The organism is Verrucomicrobiota bacterium, assembly GCA_016871495.1.
Classification (GTDB): Bacteria; Verrucomicrobiota; Verrucomicrobiia; order Limisphaerales; family VHDF01; genus VHDF01.
This window is the reverse complement of sequence record VHDF01000038.1, coordinates 25,908-42,022: the sequence shown is the minus strand read 5'-3', so window position 1 is coordinate 42,022 and position 16,115 is coordinate 25,908. Positions and strand designations below refer to the sequence as shown.

Below are 16,115 nucleotides of genomic sequence, written 5' to 3'. Positions count from 1 at the left end.
TGGGGGCGTGTGCGGGGAGCGTGATGGAGAACCGCGATCCTGTGCCCGGAGCGCTGCGAACTTCAATCGTGCCACCCATCATTTCGCAGAATCGCTTGCTGATCGCCAATCCGAGGCCCGTCCCGCGGTACTTGGCCTGGGTGGCCGCTTCGGCCTGAGTGAAAGCCTGAAAGAGCCGGCCCATTTGATCCTGGTTCATGCCGATTCCGGTATCCTCGACGTGGAACCGCAGTTGCGAGCCCTCTCTGGCCGCACCGAGCGTCACCACGCCGTGGTCCGTGAACTTGGCCGCATTGCTCAGGAGGTTAAAGAGAATTTGGCGCAGCTTCGTCTGGTCGGACTTCATGAGACCAAGCTCGGAAGGGCAATGAACCACGAGTTGATTTTGATTTTTCTCCATCAACGGCCTGACCGTCCCTTCGACGTCACGGACCGCTTTGGCCGGATCGAATTCCTCCACGAACAAGGTCATGCGTCCGGCCTCGATCTTGGACAGATCCAGGATGTCGTTGATGAGTCCGAGTTGATGGCGGGCCGCGGCGTGGATCTTGTCGAGATCGGGAACAATGGTGGGAGCGCCGAGGTCCGGAGCTTCCTCTTTCAAGAGCTCGGCATAACCGATGATGGCATTCAAAGGCGTGCGGAGTTCGTGGGACATGTTGGCTAAGAACGAGCTTTTCCACTGGTTGGCCTTTTCGGCTTGTTCGCGAGCCCGCTCGGCCTGCTCACGGGCGGCCGCGAGTAGGGTGTATTGCTCTTCGACTCGGCGGTTGGCCTCGCGCAAGTCACGGTGGGTTTGCGCGAGATTGCGGGCGAGATGAATGGAAGCGCAAACGGCAAATCCGACGAATCCCGCGTTGGGAAAGAAACGGCTCCAATCCATGAATTCAGCGGCGGAAATGCGACCGCCGAACAACAAGAACCAGAGCACGGGACTCAACCCGCCACCCACGAGCAAAGCCAGAAACCCCAGCGCAATGACCCACGCCCCGGGACGGCGGCGGACAATCGCGAGAACGAGGATGCGCATCATCTCCGCCACGGCCAGCACGGCGAACAGGAGGGCGACCGCGACCCAGACCAGGGCGGAAACGAACCCCTCGGCCAGCGCGGACCCGCTGGGCATGTTGACCGAAATCAATTGATGCATCGCGTCCCCGTTCGAGATGATGGCGAAGATGCAAGCTAGTCCCAGGGCCAGAAAGCACCAGAAAACCTTGGGAAGCTGCTGGTAAAACAAGGAGTAAAGGAAGCGAGGCCCCAGCAAGAGGAAGCCGAGCGCAAACACGGCGCCGATGCCGACGCGATAATCCCGGGCGCCCAGCACCCAGGCCAGCCCGGCGGCCACCATCATGATCAGAGCGTAATAGAAGTTATTGGAATCCCGCGAGTGAAGCAGGAACAGCAGGCCGTGAATCAGCGCGAAAGGCAGCAGGATCCCCGCGAACAATCCGGCATACGTGCGCAACTTCTTATCGTAAATCCCGGTCCAATCGGAGGGCACCCTCGCCTGAGTCAAGGCCACCAGGGCAAGCCCGCGGGTCACCGCGTCCGGATGATGGGACATACGAAGAATCGATTCCAAGGCGCCCACCGTAAGCTGTCCCATTTGCCCCAGCACGAACATGCTGAACCGGCGCTGATCCGTGGCGCCATGGTCGAGTCGATTGAGCAATATCGGCAGGAGCCGGTCCGTCCGTTCCATCAGCGGCACAAAATCAGCCGCGTCCAGGGTGTTCAGGACGGTGGGATCACGCGCCACAAGCCGGCTGAAGGCCTCGGCGTAACGCTCCAACGCCAGCGGATCCCGCCCCGGCTTCGGATCATCCGCCTTGGTGCCCGGAGCCTGAAAATCGAACTGCGTTTCGAGACCGGGAAGAAATCGAGCCTCCACCACATTCGTGCTGAATTCGGGATGCAAAACCCGCATGCGCAACACTCCACCGGGCCGGGGGGCGGTCACCAGGAATTGTCCGTCGCGCCCGAGCAAAAAATCCTGCCTCAACTGATCGTGGTGCCATAGCTCCACCACAATCGAGCGCAACGGCACGCCCCTCCGGTCGAGAACCTGCACGCGCGCCAGGGTCGGCGCCACCCAGTCCGAAGCCAGCACGGGTTTCTCGGGGACAAAGCGAGCCTCTCCGTGCGCCTCGCCATGAAACTGGCCCGGGGCCGAGTCCCGCAGCGACCGGCCGTCGAACGACCATCGCGCCCGCAGCCGGGGGTCGTCGCGCGAAGGAACCAACCCCGGCAGGGAGGCAACGGCGGCAGGGTCCAACTGCCTGGACCAAACCCGGAATTCGTCGATCTGCCCGTCGAATCGGACCGGCGGATCGTTGCGGGTGGTCGTCTGGCCAAGGTAGAACTTCAAGCCGGTCCCCAGGGAATCAGGACCGGCTGAGTGGGGATGGAAACCAACGAGGGATCCATTCAGATAAAGGCGCATCCCCTGCGGAGGTGGCCGTGATGTGATGCCAAAGGTTGGATTGAAGGATGAGGGCCTGCCGCAGTTGGAACAGTTCGCCGCGTGAACCCGCCTTCACGAACCAAAGACCACCTCCCGGCTGGGCGGCAACGCTGATATCACGCAACGGAGCGCCAAAGTTGAAGACGCGCTGGGGAATGGGGTCGAACCGCCGCCACCGCGCCCAAAAATCGACGGTGAGCTCGGAAAGACCCTCCATGGCCGCCGAGGGAAGTTCGACGAAAGCGCCGCTTCCGTCCAAGTCCAGAACTTGATTCGACTCAGCGGGCTGCGCGCTCAAGCCTAAGCCAAGCGCCAGGATGAACCAGACGGCAACCGCGAGTTTCACCATGAGTGCGGCGATTTAGCCAGAAGCCGGGACCCATGGAAAGTCTGGCTTCAAGCGGCGAAAACCGGAAGGCGGAAGCTTCCGCCCATGCCCGGGGCATCCTCCACCGCGATCTCAAACCTTCGAACGTGCTCATCGACCCTGCCGACGAACCCCGGGTCACCGACTTCGGCCTCGCGAAAATCCTGGCGGAGGATTCGGACCTCACAAGGTCCGGGGAAACTCTGGGCTCGCCGAACTTCATGCCGCCCGAACAGGTGAACGGCGAAACGGATCGCATCGGTCCCGCCTCGGACCTCTACGGGCTCGGAGCGATCCTCTACCACCTGCTGACCGGGCATCCGCCTTTCGTCGGATCGTCCGTCGAGGCAACGCTGATGTCCGTACGCGAACGGGAACCGGTCCCGCCCCGCCAGTTGGATTCCGGCATCCCGCGTGACTTGGAAACCATCTGCCTCAAGTGCCTGGAAAAGGAACCGGCCCGCCGATTTGGCACCGCGTTGGAACTTGCGGAGGAACTCGAACGATTTCTTCGCGACGAACCCATCCTGGCCCGCCCGGTCTCGTTCCCGCAACGCGCAGCCCGGTGGGTGAGAAGAAAGCCCGCGCTGGCAACCCGAATCGCCAGCGGAACAGAGCAAGTTCGTCGGACTTCACCCATCCTCAAGGGCATTGGGGACGCGGTGGAACGCGTCCCTCCCCGCGCAAGGGTTGCAGGTATGTGCCCCGCAGAGCTCGACCGCGTTCCTTCCGGGCCGTCTGAGATTCTCGCAAGAACAAGGTTTACCGGTCGAAATCAGGTCTGCTATAAATCTTCGTATGACCCGCCCCATCCTGGCCGGTTTGCTTTGGTGCGCGGCCGGCCTCGGCTGGCTGTGGACCGGGTCTTCCCTGGCCGCATCGGCCCCGGTGTCCGGACCGGCCGCCGAAGCCATGCGCCTCCTCCGCGACGAATGTGCGAGTTGCCACAACAGCAGCAAACGCAAGGGCGGCCTGGATCTGACGAGCGCGGAAGGCTTGAAAAAGGGCTCCGAAAACGGACCCGTCGTCAAAAGGAAATCACCGGAATCGAGCATGCTGCTCAAGGTCCTGGCCCCATCCGGTGACCCGCACATGCCGCCGAAGAAACAATTGGGATCCGCCGAGATTCGAACCCTTCGCGCCTGGCTTCAACAAGGGGCCCCCTGGGATAGGGAAGCGTTCCTGGCGGAGCCACCGCCCAAGAGCGTGGTGTTGCTGCCCAATCCCGATTCCTATCGTCCGGTCCACGCTCTGGCCGTTTCGCCCGATGGACGCCAATTAGCCGTGGCGCGAGGACGCGACTTGTTTCTCGCCCAGGTGGACACCTCCGTAGTCACCTTGAAAACCCGGGTGATTCGATTGGAGGAAACCCTTGAATCGCTGGCTTGGGTCGAGGAGGGCAAGCGCATCGCCGCCGGCGGGTTTCGCCGTGTCTTGTGGATCAATCCGGCGTCCCCCGGATCCGGAATTTCCAGCACGCTCACCCATTCCCTTTCCGGACGCATCCTGGCGATGAAATGGCACGCGCCCTCCGGATCCCTTCTGATCGCGGACGAGGGCGCGCGCCGGGAAGGATTCGTTCGTGTGGTGGAAGGGTCGGAGCCCAGGGTGGCGCGTTCGTGGAAGGCACACGCCGACTCGGTCTTTGCGCTCGATCTCAGCGCCGACGGTAAGTGGCTGGCGACGGCGGGCGGGGACAAGGTCGCGCGTGTCTGGGAGTTCGATTCGGGCAAGGAGATCGCCGTGCTGGAGGGCCACACCGCTCAAGTTCTTGGGGTCGCATTCAACACGAATGCCACTCAACTCGCCACCGGGGGTGCGGACAAAGCGCTCAAAATCTACGATTTGCGAACCCGTGAGAAGGCCGTCACGCCCGGGAATCATCGCGCCGGTCTGAGCGGCCTGAGATGGCCGCACGCCCACTCCATGCTTTTCGCCAGTTCGGAAGACGGAGGGGTTTATCGATACACCGATCTGAAGGTCCATTCCGGCGAACAAAGCTCCGCCACCGGAAATGAAAAGAAAATCGGCGACCTGGAAGACCCGGTGTCCAGCCTGGAAGCCTCCCCGGACGGTTCAAGAGTCTTCGCGGGAACACAGGCCGGCACGGTCCGGATTTGGGATAAGGAGGGCAAGCTTTTGGGCAAGCTCGAACCGAAAGATTTCGAGGCCGCGGCCCGGGTGGACGCATCACCCCCGCCGAAGACGGAGCCGGACCACGGGCCCGAACATCGCGTTGCCAAGACCGCGTCCAAAAGGCGAGGGACCGCTGAAAGCGTTGAAGAACCGCTCAGTTTTGTGCGGGATGTGCTGCCGGTGTTGAATCGGGCGGGGTGCAACGCGGGTTCCTGTCACGCGAAGCCGGAAGGGCAGAATGGTTTCAAGCTTTCCGTTTTTTCCTACGACCCGAAAGCCGACCACCACGAAATCGTGAAGGAATCTCGCGGTCGGCGCGTCTTTCCCGCCGCGCCCCTCGAGAGCCTGTTGCTCTTAAAACCCACGGGACGGCTGCCCCACGAAGGAGGCGTGCGCATCGAACCCGGTTCGAGGGAAGAATCGGTCCTCGTCCGCTGGATCCGGCAGGGCATGCCCTATCGCTCACAGGGCGAAGCGGAGCTCACCGGCATCGAAGCCGCTCCGGCACAGGGGCGATACCGCCGCGGCTCGACTTGGTCCCTGCGCGTGTCCGCACGCTATTCGGATGGCACCACCCGCGACGTGACGTCGCTGGCGGCGTTTGACTCGAACGACAAGGAGATCGCGAAGGTGGACGAGCGGGGACGGGTGAAAATCGGGAAGCTCACCGGGCAGGCGGTGGTTCTGGCCCGCTTCATGGGTCATGTGGCGGATTCACAGGTGACGGTCCCAGCCGAGAAAATCCTGCCTGTTTCAAGATACGCCGCGCTTCCCCGCAACAATCTCATCGACGATCTGGCCTACGCCCATTTCCAAAAACTGGGATTGTTCCCGAGCCCGCAGACGACCGACGCGGCGTTTCTCCGCCGGGCCAAGCTGGACGCGATCGGAGTGCTTCCGACCGCCGAAGAGGCCAGGGCCTTCATCGCAGACCCTTCCCCGGACAAACGCGCCCGCCTCGTCGATCAACTTCTGGATTCACCCCATTACGCCGATTATTGGGCCAATAAATGGGCTGATCTCGTCCGGCCCAATCCCGACCGGGTGGGACTGAAGAGCGTGTTCACCCTGGACCAGTGGCTGCGGGACGCCTTTCGCAACAACGTTCCTTTCGATCGATTCGCGCGATCCGTTCTGACCGCGGAGGGGTCCAACCACCGCGAGGGTCCGGCCGTGATCTATCGAGATCGCCGTGAACCGCCGGAGCTGACGACCATGTTCAGCCAGCTTTTCCTCGGCGTCCGGCTGGAGTGCGCCAAGTGCCATCATCATCCGAATGAAAAGTGGAGCCAGGATGATTTCTATCAATTGGCGGCATTTTTTGGCGAGGTCAGGCAGAAGGGGGCCGGGCTTTCGCCCCCCATCAGCGCCGGCACCGAGTCCTTTTTCCACGCGCCCGGAGGATCCGTGAAGCATCCCGTAACCGGCGAAGTGATGAAACCCGTTCCTTTGGGAGGCGGCGGGATCACCTTGCGCGAGAAGCAAGATCCCCGTGCCGCCTTGGCCGATTGGGTGACGGCGAAAGGCAATCCGTTCTTCGCCCGGGCGGCTGTCAACCGGGTCTGGGCGGTGTTTTTTGGACGAGGCTTGGTCGATCCCGTGGACGATTTCCGCATTTCGAATCCGTGTTCCAATCCGGCTCTCCTCGACGCGCTGGCCAAGGATTTCGAGGAACATGGGTGGGACTACAAACATTTGATGCGCCGAATCATGAATGCACGCTTGTATCAGCTCAGTTCGACGCCCAATGAAACCAATTTGGCGGATACCAAGAATTTCGCGCGCGCCTACCGGCGCCGTTTGCCGGCGGAAGTCCTGCTGGATGCCGTGAGCGACATCACCGGTTTGCCCGAGTCCATGATGGCCATGCCCTTGGGCGCGCGGGCGGTTCAAGCGTGGAGTTACAAAATCGAGTCTCACTTCATGGACGCTTACGGCCGGCCCAACGCGAGCAGCGACTGCCCGTGCGAGCGGGAACGGGATCTCAGTGTTGTTCAAGCCCTGCACATGATGAATTCGGAGGGTATCCAAGCCAAATTGGCCCATCCCGAGGGGCGCGTGGCCCGGCTCGTGTCGGAGAAGCAAGATCCCGCGGACCTTGTGACTGAACTCTATTTGGCGACCGTGACCCGTTTCCCAACCGAGGCGGAAAAAGGAGTGGCTTTACAGGCATTCTCACAAGAGGGGGCCACCCGGCAAACCGCGGCCGAGGACATCTTGTGGTCGCTTTTGAATTCGCCGGAATTCGTTTTTAACCACTGAATTGGGGCGATTTCCCTCTCCGCACGAATTCTTGCAATCCCCGGGGAGGCTCTTCATTCTTTGCCGCTGGTTTGAACTAGAACCGCCGGGCTCCGAGCCGGGCGTTAGAATTTTTGCATGAGTAATTCACCCGAGATCAATCTCGATCTGGATCTCCATTTCCTGCCCGCGTGGGCTCAGGAATCCGCCACGGTTAATCGCTATGCCGGTTACGCCGGCGAATCGGAACGACGCTCCTTCGGAGGCGAAGGACGTCCGCCCCGCCGCGACGGCCCCCGCCGACCGGATCGTCCCCAGCGCCGCGACGGGGTTCGTCCGGAGGGCGGACGTCCCCAAGGGTCGGGCGGAGGACCACGTCGTCAGGACGATCGCGGGCCGGGTCGCGGAGGGCCGGGACAGCGAGGACCGAGTTTCGGACGCGACCGCGGATTTCGCGAGGAACGGCCTGCGGTGGTGATGCCAGAACTTCGGTTGGAGCTGTATCCTGATGAGGCCGGGGTCGATTCGCTGGCACGTCAAATCAAGCTCACGGGCCGCGCCTACCCCATCTTCGAGATCGCTCACCTCATTTTGCGAAAGCCCGAGCGGTACCAGTTGGTATTTCAGACCCTCAAGAAGCCCGGGGGAGAATTGGCGCAGGGACTTTGGACCTGCAACTTGGATGAGAGCGTGTGGATGGCGGAGGCGGATGCCGTGCGGCATGTGCTGGCCAAACACTTCGACACCTTTTATCAGACGGAGAAAATCGCCGCTGAGGCGCCCAAAGGCACCTACACCTTTGTGGCCCAATGCGGGATTAGCGGCGTCATCCTGGGTCCCCCCAACTATCACGACTATCAAAACAAGCTGCACAAGCTGCATCAGGAGCGCTTTGCCCGGATGCCTTTCGATGTCTTCAAATCCAGGGTGAAGATCGTGCGGGACGAGGCGGTTGTGAAACAATGGGTGGAGGAGCAAAGCTGGAAATTGGAGTTCAACTGCCTGAATGTGCCGGAGCCCAGGAAACTGACGAGCCGCGACGAAGTGGAACAACATTTCCGCGAGGTCCATTTGGCCAACATCATTCAGCCGGTGGACAAGCTGGTGGTCTCGAATCCCCGCTTGCGCGAACTCCTGCCCGGGCCGATGCAAGCTCTGGCGCGGAGGACGTTGGACGAGCAGCGCCGGTTTCCCATCCAGGTGGTTCATTCGTTGAGCCAGCAGTTTTCCAAGCGGAGTCTGCAGTTCTTCAAGGTCAACAAGTCGGTGACGCACGTTTGTATTGCCCGACCGCATTTCCTCGATCTGGAGGCTTCGCCGGTTTCGGAGGGAGTCCGGAAAATCGTGGAGTTCATCAACGCGCATCCGAAGTGCACCCGGAAACACTTGATCGAAGCGCTGGCGCCTGTTTCGACAGCAACCCCGGCGCGCGAGGAAAGCGCGCCTGCGCCCGCGGAAGGGACTCCGGCCGCGGACACCCCGTCGCCGGAAGCCGCCGCCGCTCCTCCCGCAAATCCCGTCGTGGAGGCGCTGATCCGCGATCTGCGTTGGCTGGTTTATGAAGGGCACGTGATCGAGTTTGCCTCCGGTGAATTGGACACCGCCAAGAAGCCCGCGCCTAAACCTCCCAAGCCCGAACCCGCCAAGGCGGCGGGGGCAGCGCCCGCCGAAGCCAAAGGGGCTGCCGCGAAAGAGGGAGAGGTCGCCAGCGCCACGGTGCCAACTGCTGAAGGAACTCCTCCCGCAGACCACACGGCCGATCCGGCGCCAAGCTCACCCGACGTCCCTCCAGCGGAAACTGCCGTTCCCAGCCAGGAACCGCCTCCTGTCGTTTAGGTCCGATCGTCTTCACGATCGATTGCATGAAGCCTAAAGCCTACAAGGCCGCAGGAGTCGATATCGACCTCGGCAATAGAGTTAAATCCACTCTCCCCGAACTGCTCGCTTCAACCCATCGCCCGGGTGTGCTGGGGAAGGTGGGCGGTTTTGGAGGATTATTCGCCCTGGACACACGCAAGTTCCGGGAACCGGTGCTGGTTTCCAGCGTTGATGGTGTCGGCACCAAGCTCAAAATCGCTTTCGCGACGGGCCGGCATGACACCATTGGGGAAGATTTGGTCAATCATTGCGTCAATGACATTGCGGTGCTTGGGGCGGAAGCCCTCTTTTTCTTGGACTACCTGGGAACGGGCAAGCTCAACCCCCGGGTGTTCACGGAGATCATCCGAGGTTTTGCTCGAGGCTGCGCCGCCAATCGCTGCGCGCTCATTGGTGGGGAAACTGCACAAATGCCGGGGTTTTACCAAAAAGGTGAGTACGACCTGAGCGGGACGATTGTGGGGGTGGTGGAGCGCAAACGAATGCTGACTGGCCGCGAAATACGGCCTGGAGACTGTCTCCTTGGGATGGCCTCAAACGGATTGCATACCAACGGGTATTCCCTGGCCCGAAAAATTCTGTTCGAGAAACTGGGCGGTCGGCCTTCCACAAGGATGCCCGGAATGAAGGAAACGCTGGGCCAGGCCCTTCTGAAGGTCCATGTCAGCTACGGACTCCTCGTGCAAAGCTTGTTGCGCAAGTTCAACAAAGATGTCTCCGACCGCACCATTCGAGGGTTTGCACACATCACCGGGGGCGGATTTGTGGACAACATTCCGCGAATCCTGCCCAAAGACTGCGACGCGGAAGTGAAAGCTGGGAGTTGGGAGGAACCACCCATCTTCGGGATCTTGCGCGATCGAGGTGGCCTGGATGAATCCGAGCTCTATCAAGTCTTCAACATGGGGATCGGAATGGTGGCGATCGTGGACCCGGCAAAAGCAGAACAAATACTTAACAAGATCATTAGCTCAGGTAATAAATGTTGGAAGATTGGAGAAGTGGTTCGTGGAAGTGGTTTAACGAGAGTTATTTAGGAATCAGATTCAAGTTTCCTGAGCGGGGAGTGACTGGCCAAGTTTTCCGGTCAAGGGTTCTCAGACTGGACGGCAACCAATTGTGGTGTTGTGTCCCACACCCGAATCAGCTAACTTTATTCCATTGTCTATTCATTCTATGAAGGTTAAGGAACAGACACCGAAGACGACGAGCAAAGTCAATTTGGCTAAAGGACAGCTTTGGCAAATTGGAGCCGAATTCATCGAGATTCTTGAGGTCGGCAAGACCCTGACGCATTACAAGCATTTCCGGGACAAGAAGCGCGTTCCGATCAGTCTCGGTGGTATTCAGGTCGTGCAGGATTATCTGCGCAACAACAAGGCCAAGTTGGTGCGGAAGACCGTCCAACCCAAAGCCCGTTCCTGATCCTCCATCTTTTCCCATGAACGGTCCCGCGGACTCAAGTCGCCGGACGGTTCAGCCAGCACACATGGGTGTGACACGCCGCCATTTCCTTGGCGCGGTCGGGGCCTTCACCATGGGTTCGTCGCTCCGCGCCGCGTCTCCCCCTGAAGCCTTGGTTGGCACTCAGCTTTATGGCTGGGGGCAGTATTGGGAACGGGAAGGCAAGGACATTGGAACGGAATTGGACCGAGTTTTGGGCCTGATTCGAGATTGCGGTTACGATTACGCCGAATCTTCGTTGGCGGTGGACCGCCCGGAAGAAAACGCGGTCTTCGCGGCCAAACTCAAATCGCGCGGTCTGCGGGCGGTCAGTCTTTACACCGGAGGGCGATTCCACGAAGCAGACCATTGGGAAGCTCGGGTCAGGCAAACCGTGCAAGCCGCGAAATCAGCCCGCGAGGCGGGCTTCCGCATCCTGGTTTGCAATCCTGACCCTGTCGGGCGTGAAAAAACAGCCGAGGAGCTGAAGGTGCAAGTTCGCGCCCTTGCCCTGCTGGGGAAAGAACTGAAGTCCTTGGGAATCCAGCTCGGAATTCATCATCACACGCCGGAAATGGCGAGCCGGGCTCGCGAATTCCATTCCAATTTTCAGCAGACCCAGTCCGGCGAGGTGGATTTTTGCTATGATGTGCATTGGGTTTATCGTGGAGGCGTTGCTCCCGACGAAGCCCTGCGCCTATATGGAGATCGCGTCGTGAGCTGGCATCTCCGCCAAAGCCGCGCGAAAATCTGGTGGGAAGATCTGGACGAAGGAGACATCGACTACGCGGCCATCGGCAGGACCGTCCGGGAGCGTCAACTGGTCCGCAATTTCACCGTCGAATTGGCCCTGGAAAAGGGAACCCAAGTGACTCGCACCGTCGTGGAAAATCACCGTCGCAGCCGGGATTTCGTGCGAAGGATCCTCGGAGCTTAAGACCGATCAAGGTTGAGCTCGGGGTCCGGGATGCATCTTCTTGCCCGTGTGCTTCCACAGTTTCTCCTTCAGTGCCGGAAAAAGTTCGAGGGCATTGTCCCGCATGATTTGGCGTCCGATCTTCAGGGCATGCTCCTGGCGCAATTCCCGCCGCTCCACCTTTTCGGCCAACGCCTCAGCAAGGCACCGGCGCGTGAACTCCGTGGCGGCATAAATCCCCTCCGCGTGGTGCGCGTCCGCGCCCCAGAGAATCTTGTTCGACCCCATCACTTCAAGCCACTCCTGGAAGGCCCGCTTTGCCATGGTGTAGCTGATGGTCGGGAGCCAAACCGAGTCAACCCACACGTTCTTGTGCCGTGTGGCAATGGCCCCCGTCTCTCCGATCCACGGATACCCGCCATGAAACAAGATAAAGCGTGTCTTCGGATTGGCGGCGATCAGATCCACCAGCAACATCGGGTTGCTCCCCTGGATTCGCGCATGCCCGGTATGGATCTGAAAGGGTAAATCCAAGCGAGCGCTCATCTCCACCACCCGCCACATGACGAAATCCTGAAACGCCTTGGCATCGGCCGGGGAGGACTGCGAGATCGGCTTTCCCCACGCCCGCTCCGCTCGTTCCCGGGTTACATTCTCGAAGTCGAGAGTGCGCTCGTAGGCGGTCGTCGTCTTGAGACACACGGATCCCCTTGATTTTCCAAAAACCAGGATGCGCTCGATGACCGCCAGATAATCCTCCATCGATTCGATCTTGAGTCCGTGCCTGGTCGCGAACGCATAGGGAGAATCATTCGGGTTTGGAAAGTCCGCGGCGTGGCCGCCCCGCAGAAACGCTGTGACATTGACCGTCGGAACCGCGAAAGGATACTCGAGTTCGAACCCGAGCCGGTTCCAATAGGGGTCCGTCACCATGAGCTCGATGTTGGCCTTCTCGGTGACCACCTCGTAAATCCAGTGACGATCCCGGTAATGATCGAAAATCCGGTCATTCAGACGAACCGCGTCCACATCCGAAAGGGCGTCAAAATCAACGCCGTAGAGGTCGGTGAACGCCGGAAGCTGGTAGCGGTAGAAACTGGTGGCGCGGGCATGATCGAAATCGTGCTTCGCCTTGGACCACCATTCCTCGAATCGGCCGCTTTGGGGCCAGGAACTCAGTGGATTGAACCAGGTAAAGTAACTGCTCTGCCAGAGAGACCTGAGGTTCATCCCCCATCCGCGCTCCGTTTCCACCCGGCCTTGGATCAATTCAAAGGGCGGCAGATGATCGTGAGTGTCGATCGCCGGCGTTGCATCCAAGGCTGCTTTGATCGTGCGATAGGACGGGGTGTCCTTCACATCCAGCGAGGCGGCGGGCAGGGTCTGGGCGACGAGGACCGCAAAAGTGACGAACGCACCCCAGGCATTTCCGATGAGGAGCCGGCTCCTGGCCCGAGGCATTTCCGGGATACGAGATTTCGGAGGGCCCAGTCCGCGGAGAAGCATCACTTCCCTTTCTGCTTCAGCAGCTCCTGTAACACGGCAAGGTCGGATGGACGGCGACCCGGATCGAAATCGTTGGTGTTCTCAACCTCGATCAAAGCATGCCGGCGCGCTTCAATGCGAGCCCGTTCGCCGGCAAGCGCCGCCACAACATAAACCGCCACCCGGCTGGCCCGGTCACGAATGGATACCACACCGTCGCTCACGGAATGATCCACGTTCGTGACACCGTCGGCATCGACTCGAAACACCTCGGTCGGCGACCGCAGATAAACGGGGAGGCGAAACCGAAACGAGCACTCGCGGGGCGCGCCGAACTTGAAGACACGTTCCTCCCCATCCGCTTCATAAGCCAGATCGAGCGCGAAGAGCAGCGCGCCACGCGGACCCGCCACGACATCCAGGTCCCAGTCCGGCCTGCCTTCTCGCAACACGCGCTCGTGGCTCACGGCGTCACCTTCGAGGTAATAGTCCTCGATCATGCGAATCTCCCTTCCCACTCGGGTCATGGGCTCGATGAGATCCGGGAAGGTGACCAGCGAACGCAGGCTCAGGTTGAACCAATAGAGTGAGGTAATCCGGCTCGCGAGGGCGTGATAGGCTTGCAATCGCAGTTCGTCCGGCGTCGGGGATCCTCGACTCCGGCCCCCATAGCCCCTCCAGTCGTGGTGCGGCCCCTGGGACCAGTAGGCAATTGACCGGGGCCGGTTCAATTCGCGCAAGGACCGCGTCATCTCGCCGATGGTCTCCAGCGGAGCCCCCCACCGAATGCGCTGCCCACCCCATCGGTTGTACTGGCTCCAGGCGTCCGGTGAAGGGGCGGTCACTCGATAAGCATCATAGTGCGGGTAGTCTGACAACCCGGCGTAGAATCGCCAAACCCGCTCCTCGCTGTGGGTGACGGTCGTGGGCAAGCGACTCGGCGCGTAAGGCGATAAGGCTTTCCACACCTCTTGCGGCGGCACAGGCCGCCCGCCCCCATACTGCGGCTCGCCGAGGAACTCAACGGCGTGGATGCGCGGGAGCAAGGCGTCCGAGTCGTAATGAGAGATGGGGTCAAGCTTGCTGAAATACTTGAGCGGATAACGTGTGTAGAGTCCATCCAACCCGGTCCGGTCGGTGTAGCCGGGCTGGTCCTGGATGTGGGCGGTGTTGACATAGGCGCGGCGCAAGGTCTTGTGGAAGGCTTCGGCCTCAAGCGGTTTGTGTCCACCCCCGCTGGTGTCATGCACCCAGCCGCCGCTGATGTCGAACACCTCGCGTTTCACGCGCTGGTGCGCCCAGAGCGTCATCGGCTTCCCTCCGCCCTCGGAAAGCTGGACTTCCAATCCCGCGTAGGTCAGCGGCAAGGGCCCGGTTGAGACCCGGGCTCCACCCCGGTCGTTGGCGGGAATGACGCCGTCGCGAGGAAAACGATCCAGACGGTTGCTGATCCAGGGTTGAGCGACCAGGGCTCTCCAGTTCGCGTTGTTCGCGGGCAACCACAGCCGAAAAGCCTCGATTCGCAGGGGACCTCGAGTTCCATTGGCCACGTGAAAAATCAAGGAATCAGGCCTGACATCGGATGAGCCTCCCAGAAATGTCGCGGCGGAGATCCACGCGAGAGGTTGGTTGATGGCCACGGTCAAACGGCTTGGACCGGCGGACTCGGGAAGCGACGCCACCAAATCTGCCTGCGTGTTGGTGCCCCAAAGCTCCCGCTTTCCGTTCCAACTCCAGACCGTGAGCGCTCCAGGCGGCAAATGAAGTGGCTCTCCGCCCCAAGCGGAGGGCAGGTCGTGCCACGCCCATTCATCCGCTTGCAGCAATTCTTCGGGCGTCCGCCCTCTCAACCGGATCTCGGCCGAGGAGGGAATGACGAGGGTCCGTCTTGAATCATTGCGCAGGAATACCTCGACGCGGGCGCCCAAACTGAAGTCGGGCTGGCGCCGATACTGCATCTCCGTCGATTGCACATGGGGGACCACATGCAGGCCGGCGAGGGACCATGCTTCGCCGTGAATGGAAAGCATGGAACTTGTGATGAGTCCCCAGGCGGCGGCCAGAATCGGCATGGAGATTCTGAACGGAATGCGGACGCCAGACATCAAGGAAACACCCTTGGACAAGGTCATTCTTGGCATGGTCTGATAAAGTCTCAAGCAACGTCCAGGCCTGATAACACTGGCGAAGTGTGTTCGATGCAGGATCCCGTGGCGTGGGCATCCCCAGGCCTCAGGTTCGAAAAACCATCGAACGTGGCGCGGTCTAAAACCGCCCGGCCACGATCAAGCCGAACCCATGGGCTTCGGCTTGATCGTCGTTTGAAATGCAGGCTGGATCAGGCGGCCGCTTCGCCGACTTGGAAGCGAAGGAAACGGCGGATGACAAGCTCGTCGTCGAGTTTCTTCGAGACGCTGGCGACGTGCTCCTTCACCGTGATCTCGGAGTTTTGCTTCACGTAGCCCTGATCCACGAGGCAGCAGCTCTGGAAGAACTTTTCGATCTTGCCCTCCACGATCTTGGCGATGGCCTGGGGCGGCTTGTTTTTCACCAGCTCGGCGGCGATTTCCTTTTCCTTCGCGATCAGTGCCGGGTCCACCTGATCGCGCGAGACTGCGATCGGATTGGCCGCCGCGATTTGCAGCGTGATGTCCTTCACCAACTGCTTAAAGTCATCCTGGCCCACCGTGGCCTCCTTGCCGGCCCCGACCTCAACCAGCACACCAATCTTGGCGCCGGTGTGAATGTAAGCCGCGACCATGCCATGACCCGCGACCTCCAGCCGGGCGTGGCGCTTGAATTGAATGTTCTCCCCGATCTTGGCCACTTGCGCGGTGCGCATGGCTTCAACGTCGGCCGTCGGCTGAGTCGCCAAGGTGCGAGCCACTTCGTCGCAAAAAGCGCGAAAAGATTCGTTCTTGGCCACAAAGTCCGTCTCGCAATTGACTTCCACCAGCAGGCCCAATTTTGAGCCAGGAGCGATGAACTGGGCGATGACGCCATCCTTCGCCTCGCGCCCGGCCTTTTTGGCGGCGGTGGCGACGCCGCGCTTGCGCAGCACATCGACGGCAGCGTCCAAGTCGCCTTGCGTTTCTTGAAGGGCCTTCTTGCAATCCATCAGGCCCGCGTTGGTCATTTCTCTCAATTTGCCCACCAGGGCAGCAGTGATTTCAGGCATAAGA

The 16,115-nt window shown here is 60.7% G+C and carries 11 protein-coding genes; 6 read left to right on the top strand and 5 right to left on the bottom strand.

Features of this window, described 5'->3' with window-relative positions:
* Positions 1-2,446: hypothetical protein (locus FJ404_10345; protein ID MBM3823269.1), on the bottom strand; the 2,446-nt coding region annotated here is incomplete at its 3' end.
* Entirely contained in the window at positions 2,388-2,816 is a 429-nt protein-coding gene (locus FJ404_10340) for a LamG domain-containing protein (GenBank protein ID MBM3823268.1), read from the bottom strand. The genes FJ404_10345 and FJ404_10340, both read right to left, overlap by 59 nt.
* 32 nt (positions 2,817-2,848) lie before the next feature.
* Here FJ404_10340 and FJ404_10335 point away from each other — a divergent pair, with 32 nt between their 5' ends.
* From FJ404_10335 to FJ404_10310, 6 genes are all read left to right on the top strand, one after another.
* Positions 2,849-3,919 carry a serine/threonine protein kinase gene (locus FJ404_10335; GenBank protein ID MBM3823267.1) on the top strand — a complete coding sequence of 357 codons (1,071 nt, stop codon included), beginning with the start codon at positions 2,849-2,851 and terminating at the stop codon, positions 3,917-3,919.
* Entirely contained in the window at positions 3,633-7,232 is a 3,600-nt protein-coding gene (locus FJ404_10330; protein ID MBM3823266.1) for a DUF1553 domain-containing protein, read from the top strand. Before FJ404_10335 ends, FJ404_10330 begins: the two co-directional genes overlap by 287 nt.
* Positions 7,233-7,349: 117 nt before the next feature.
* Positions 7,350-9,047 carry a hypothetical protein gene (locus FJ404_10325; GenBank protein ID MBM3823265.1) on the top strand — a complete coding sequence of 566 codons (1,698 nt, stop codon included), beginning with the start codon at positions 7,350-7,352 and terminating at the stop codon, positions 9,045-9,047.
* A gap of 26 nt (positions 9,048-9,073) precedes the next feature.
* Positions 9,074-10,126 (top strand): phosphoribosylformylglycinamidine cyclo-ligase, encoded by a 1,053-nt coding sequence (locus tag FJ404_10320; GenBank protein ID MBM3823264.1) that lies wholly within the window; start codon positions 9,074-9,076, stop codon positions 10,124-10,126.
* A 139-nt stretch (positions 10,127-10,265) separates the two neighbouring features.
* Positions 10,266-10,514: a hypothetical protein gene (locus tag FJ404_10315; protein MBM3823263.1), complete on the top strand. Its 249-nt coding sequence runs from the start codon at positions 10,266-10,268 to the stop codon at positions 10,512-10,514.
* A 16-nt stretch (positions 10,515-10,530) separates the two neighbouring features.
* The gene (locus FJ404_10310) at positions 10,531-11,469 is read left to right on the top strand and encodes a sugar phosphate isomerase/epimerase (GenBank protein ID MBM3823262.1); all 939 of its coding nucleotides are present in this window, start codon (positions 10,531-10,533) and stop codon (positions 11,467-11,469) included.
* A 6-nt stretch (positions 11,470-11,475) separates the two neighbouring features.
* Here the strand turns inward: FJ404_10310 and FJ404_10305 are convergent, their stop codons facing one another.
* The 3 genes from FJ404_10305 to tsf all read right to left on the bottom strand — a co-directional run bounded on the left by FJ404_10305 (position 11,476) and on the right by tsf (position 16,111).
* Complete coding sequence (locus FJ404_10305) at positions 11,476-12,957, bottom strand: hypothetical protein (protein ID MBM3823261.1); 1,482 nt, start codon at positions 12,955-12,957, stop codon at positions 11,476-11,478.
* A complete protein-coding gene (locus FJ404_10300) occupies positions 12,954-14,963 on the bottom strand; it encodes a hypothetical protein (GenBank protein ID MBM3823260.1) in 2,010 nt (669 codons plus the stop codon). The genes FJ404_10305 and FJ404_10300 overlap by 4 nt, the downstream gene beginning before the upstream one ends.
* Positions 14,964-15,271: 308 nt before the next feature.
* Complete coding sequence (gene tsf / locus FJ404_10295) at positions 15,272-16,111, bottom strand: translation elongation factor Ts (GenBank protein ID MBM3823259.1); 840 nt, start codon at positions 16,109-16,111, stop codon at positions 15,272-15,274.
* Positions 16,112-16,115: the final 4 nt, after the last annotated feature.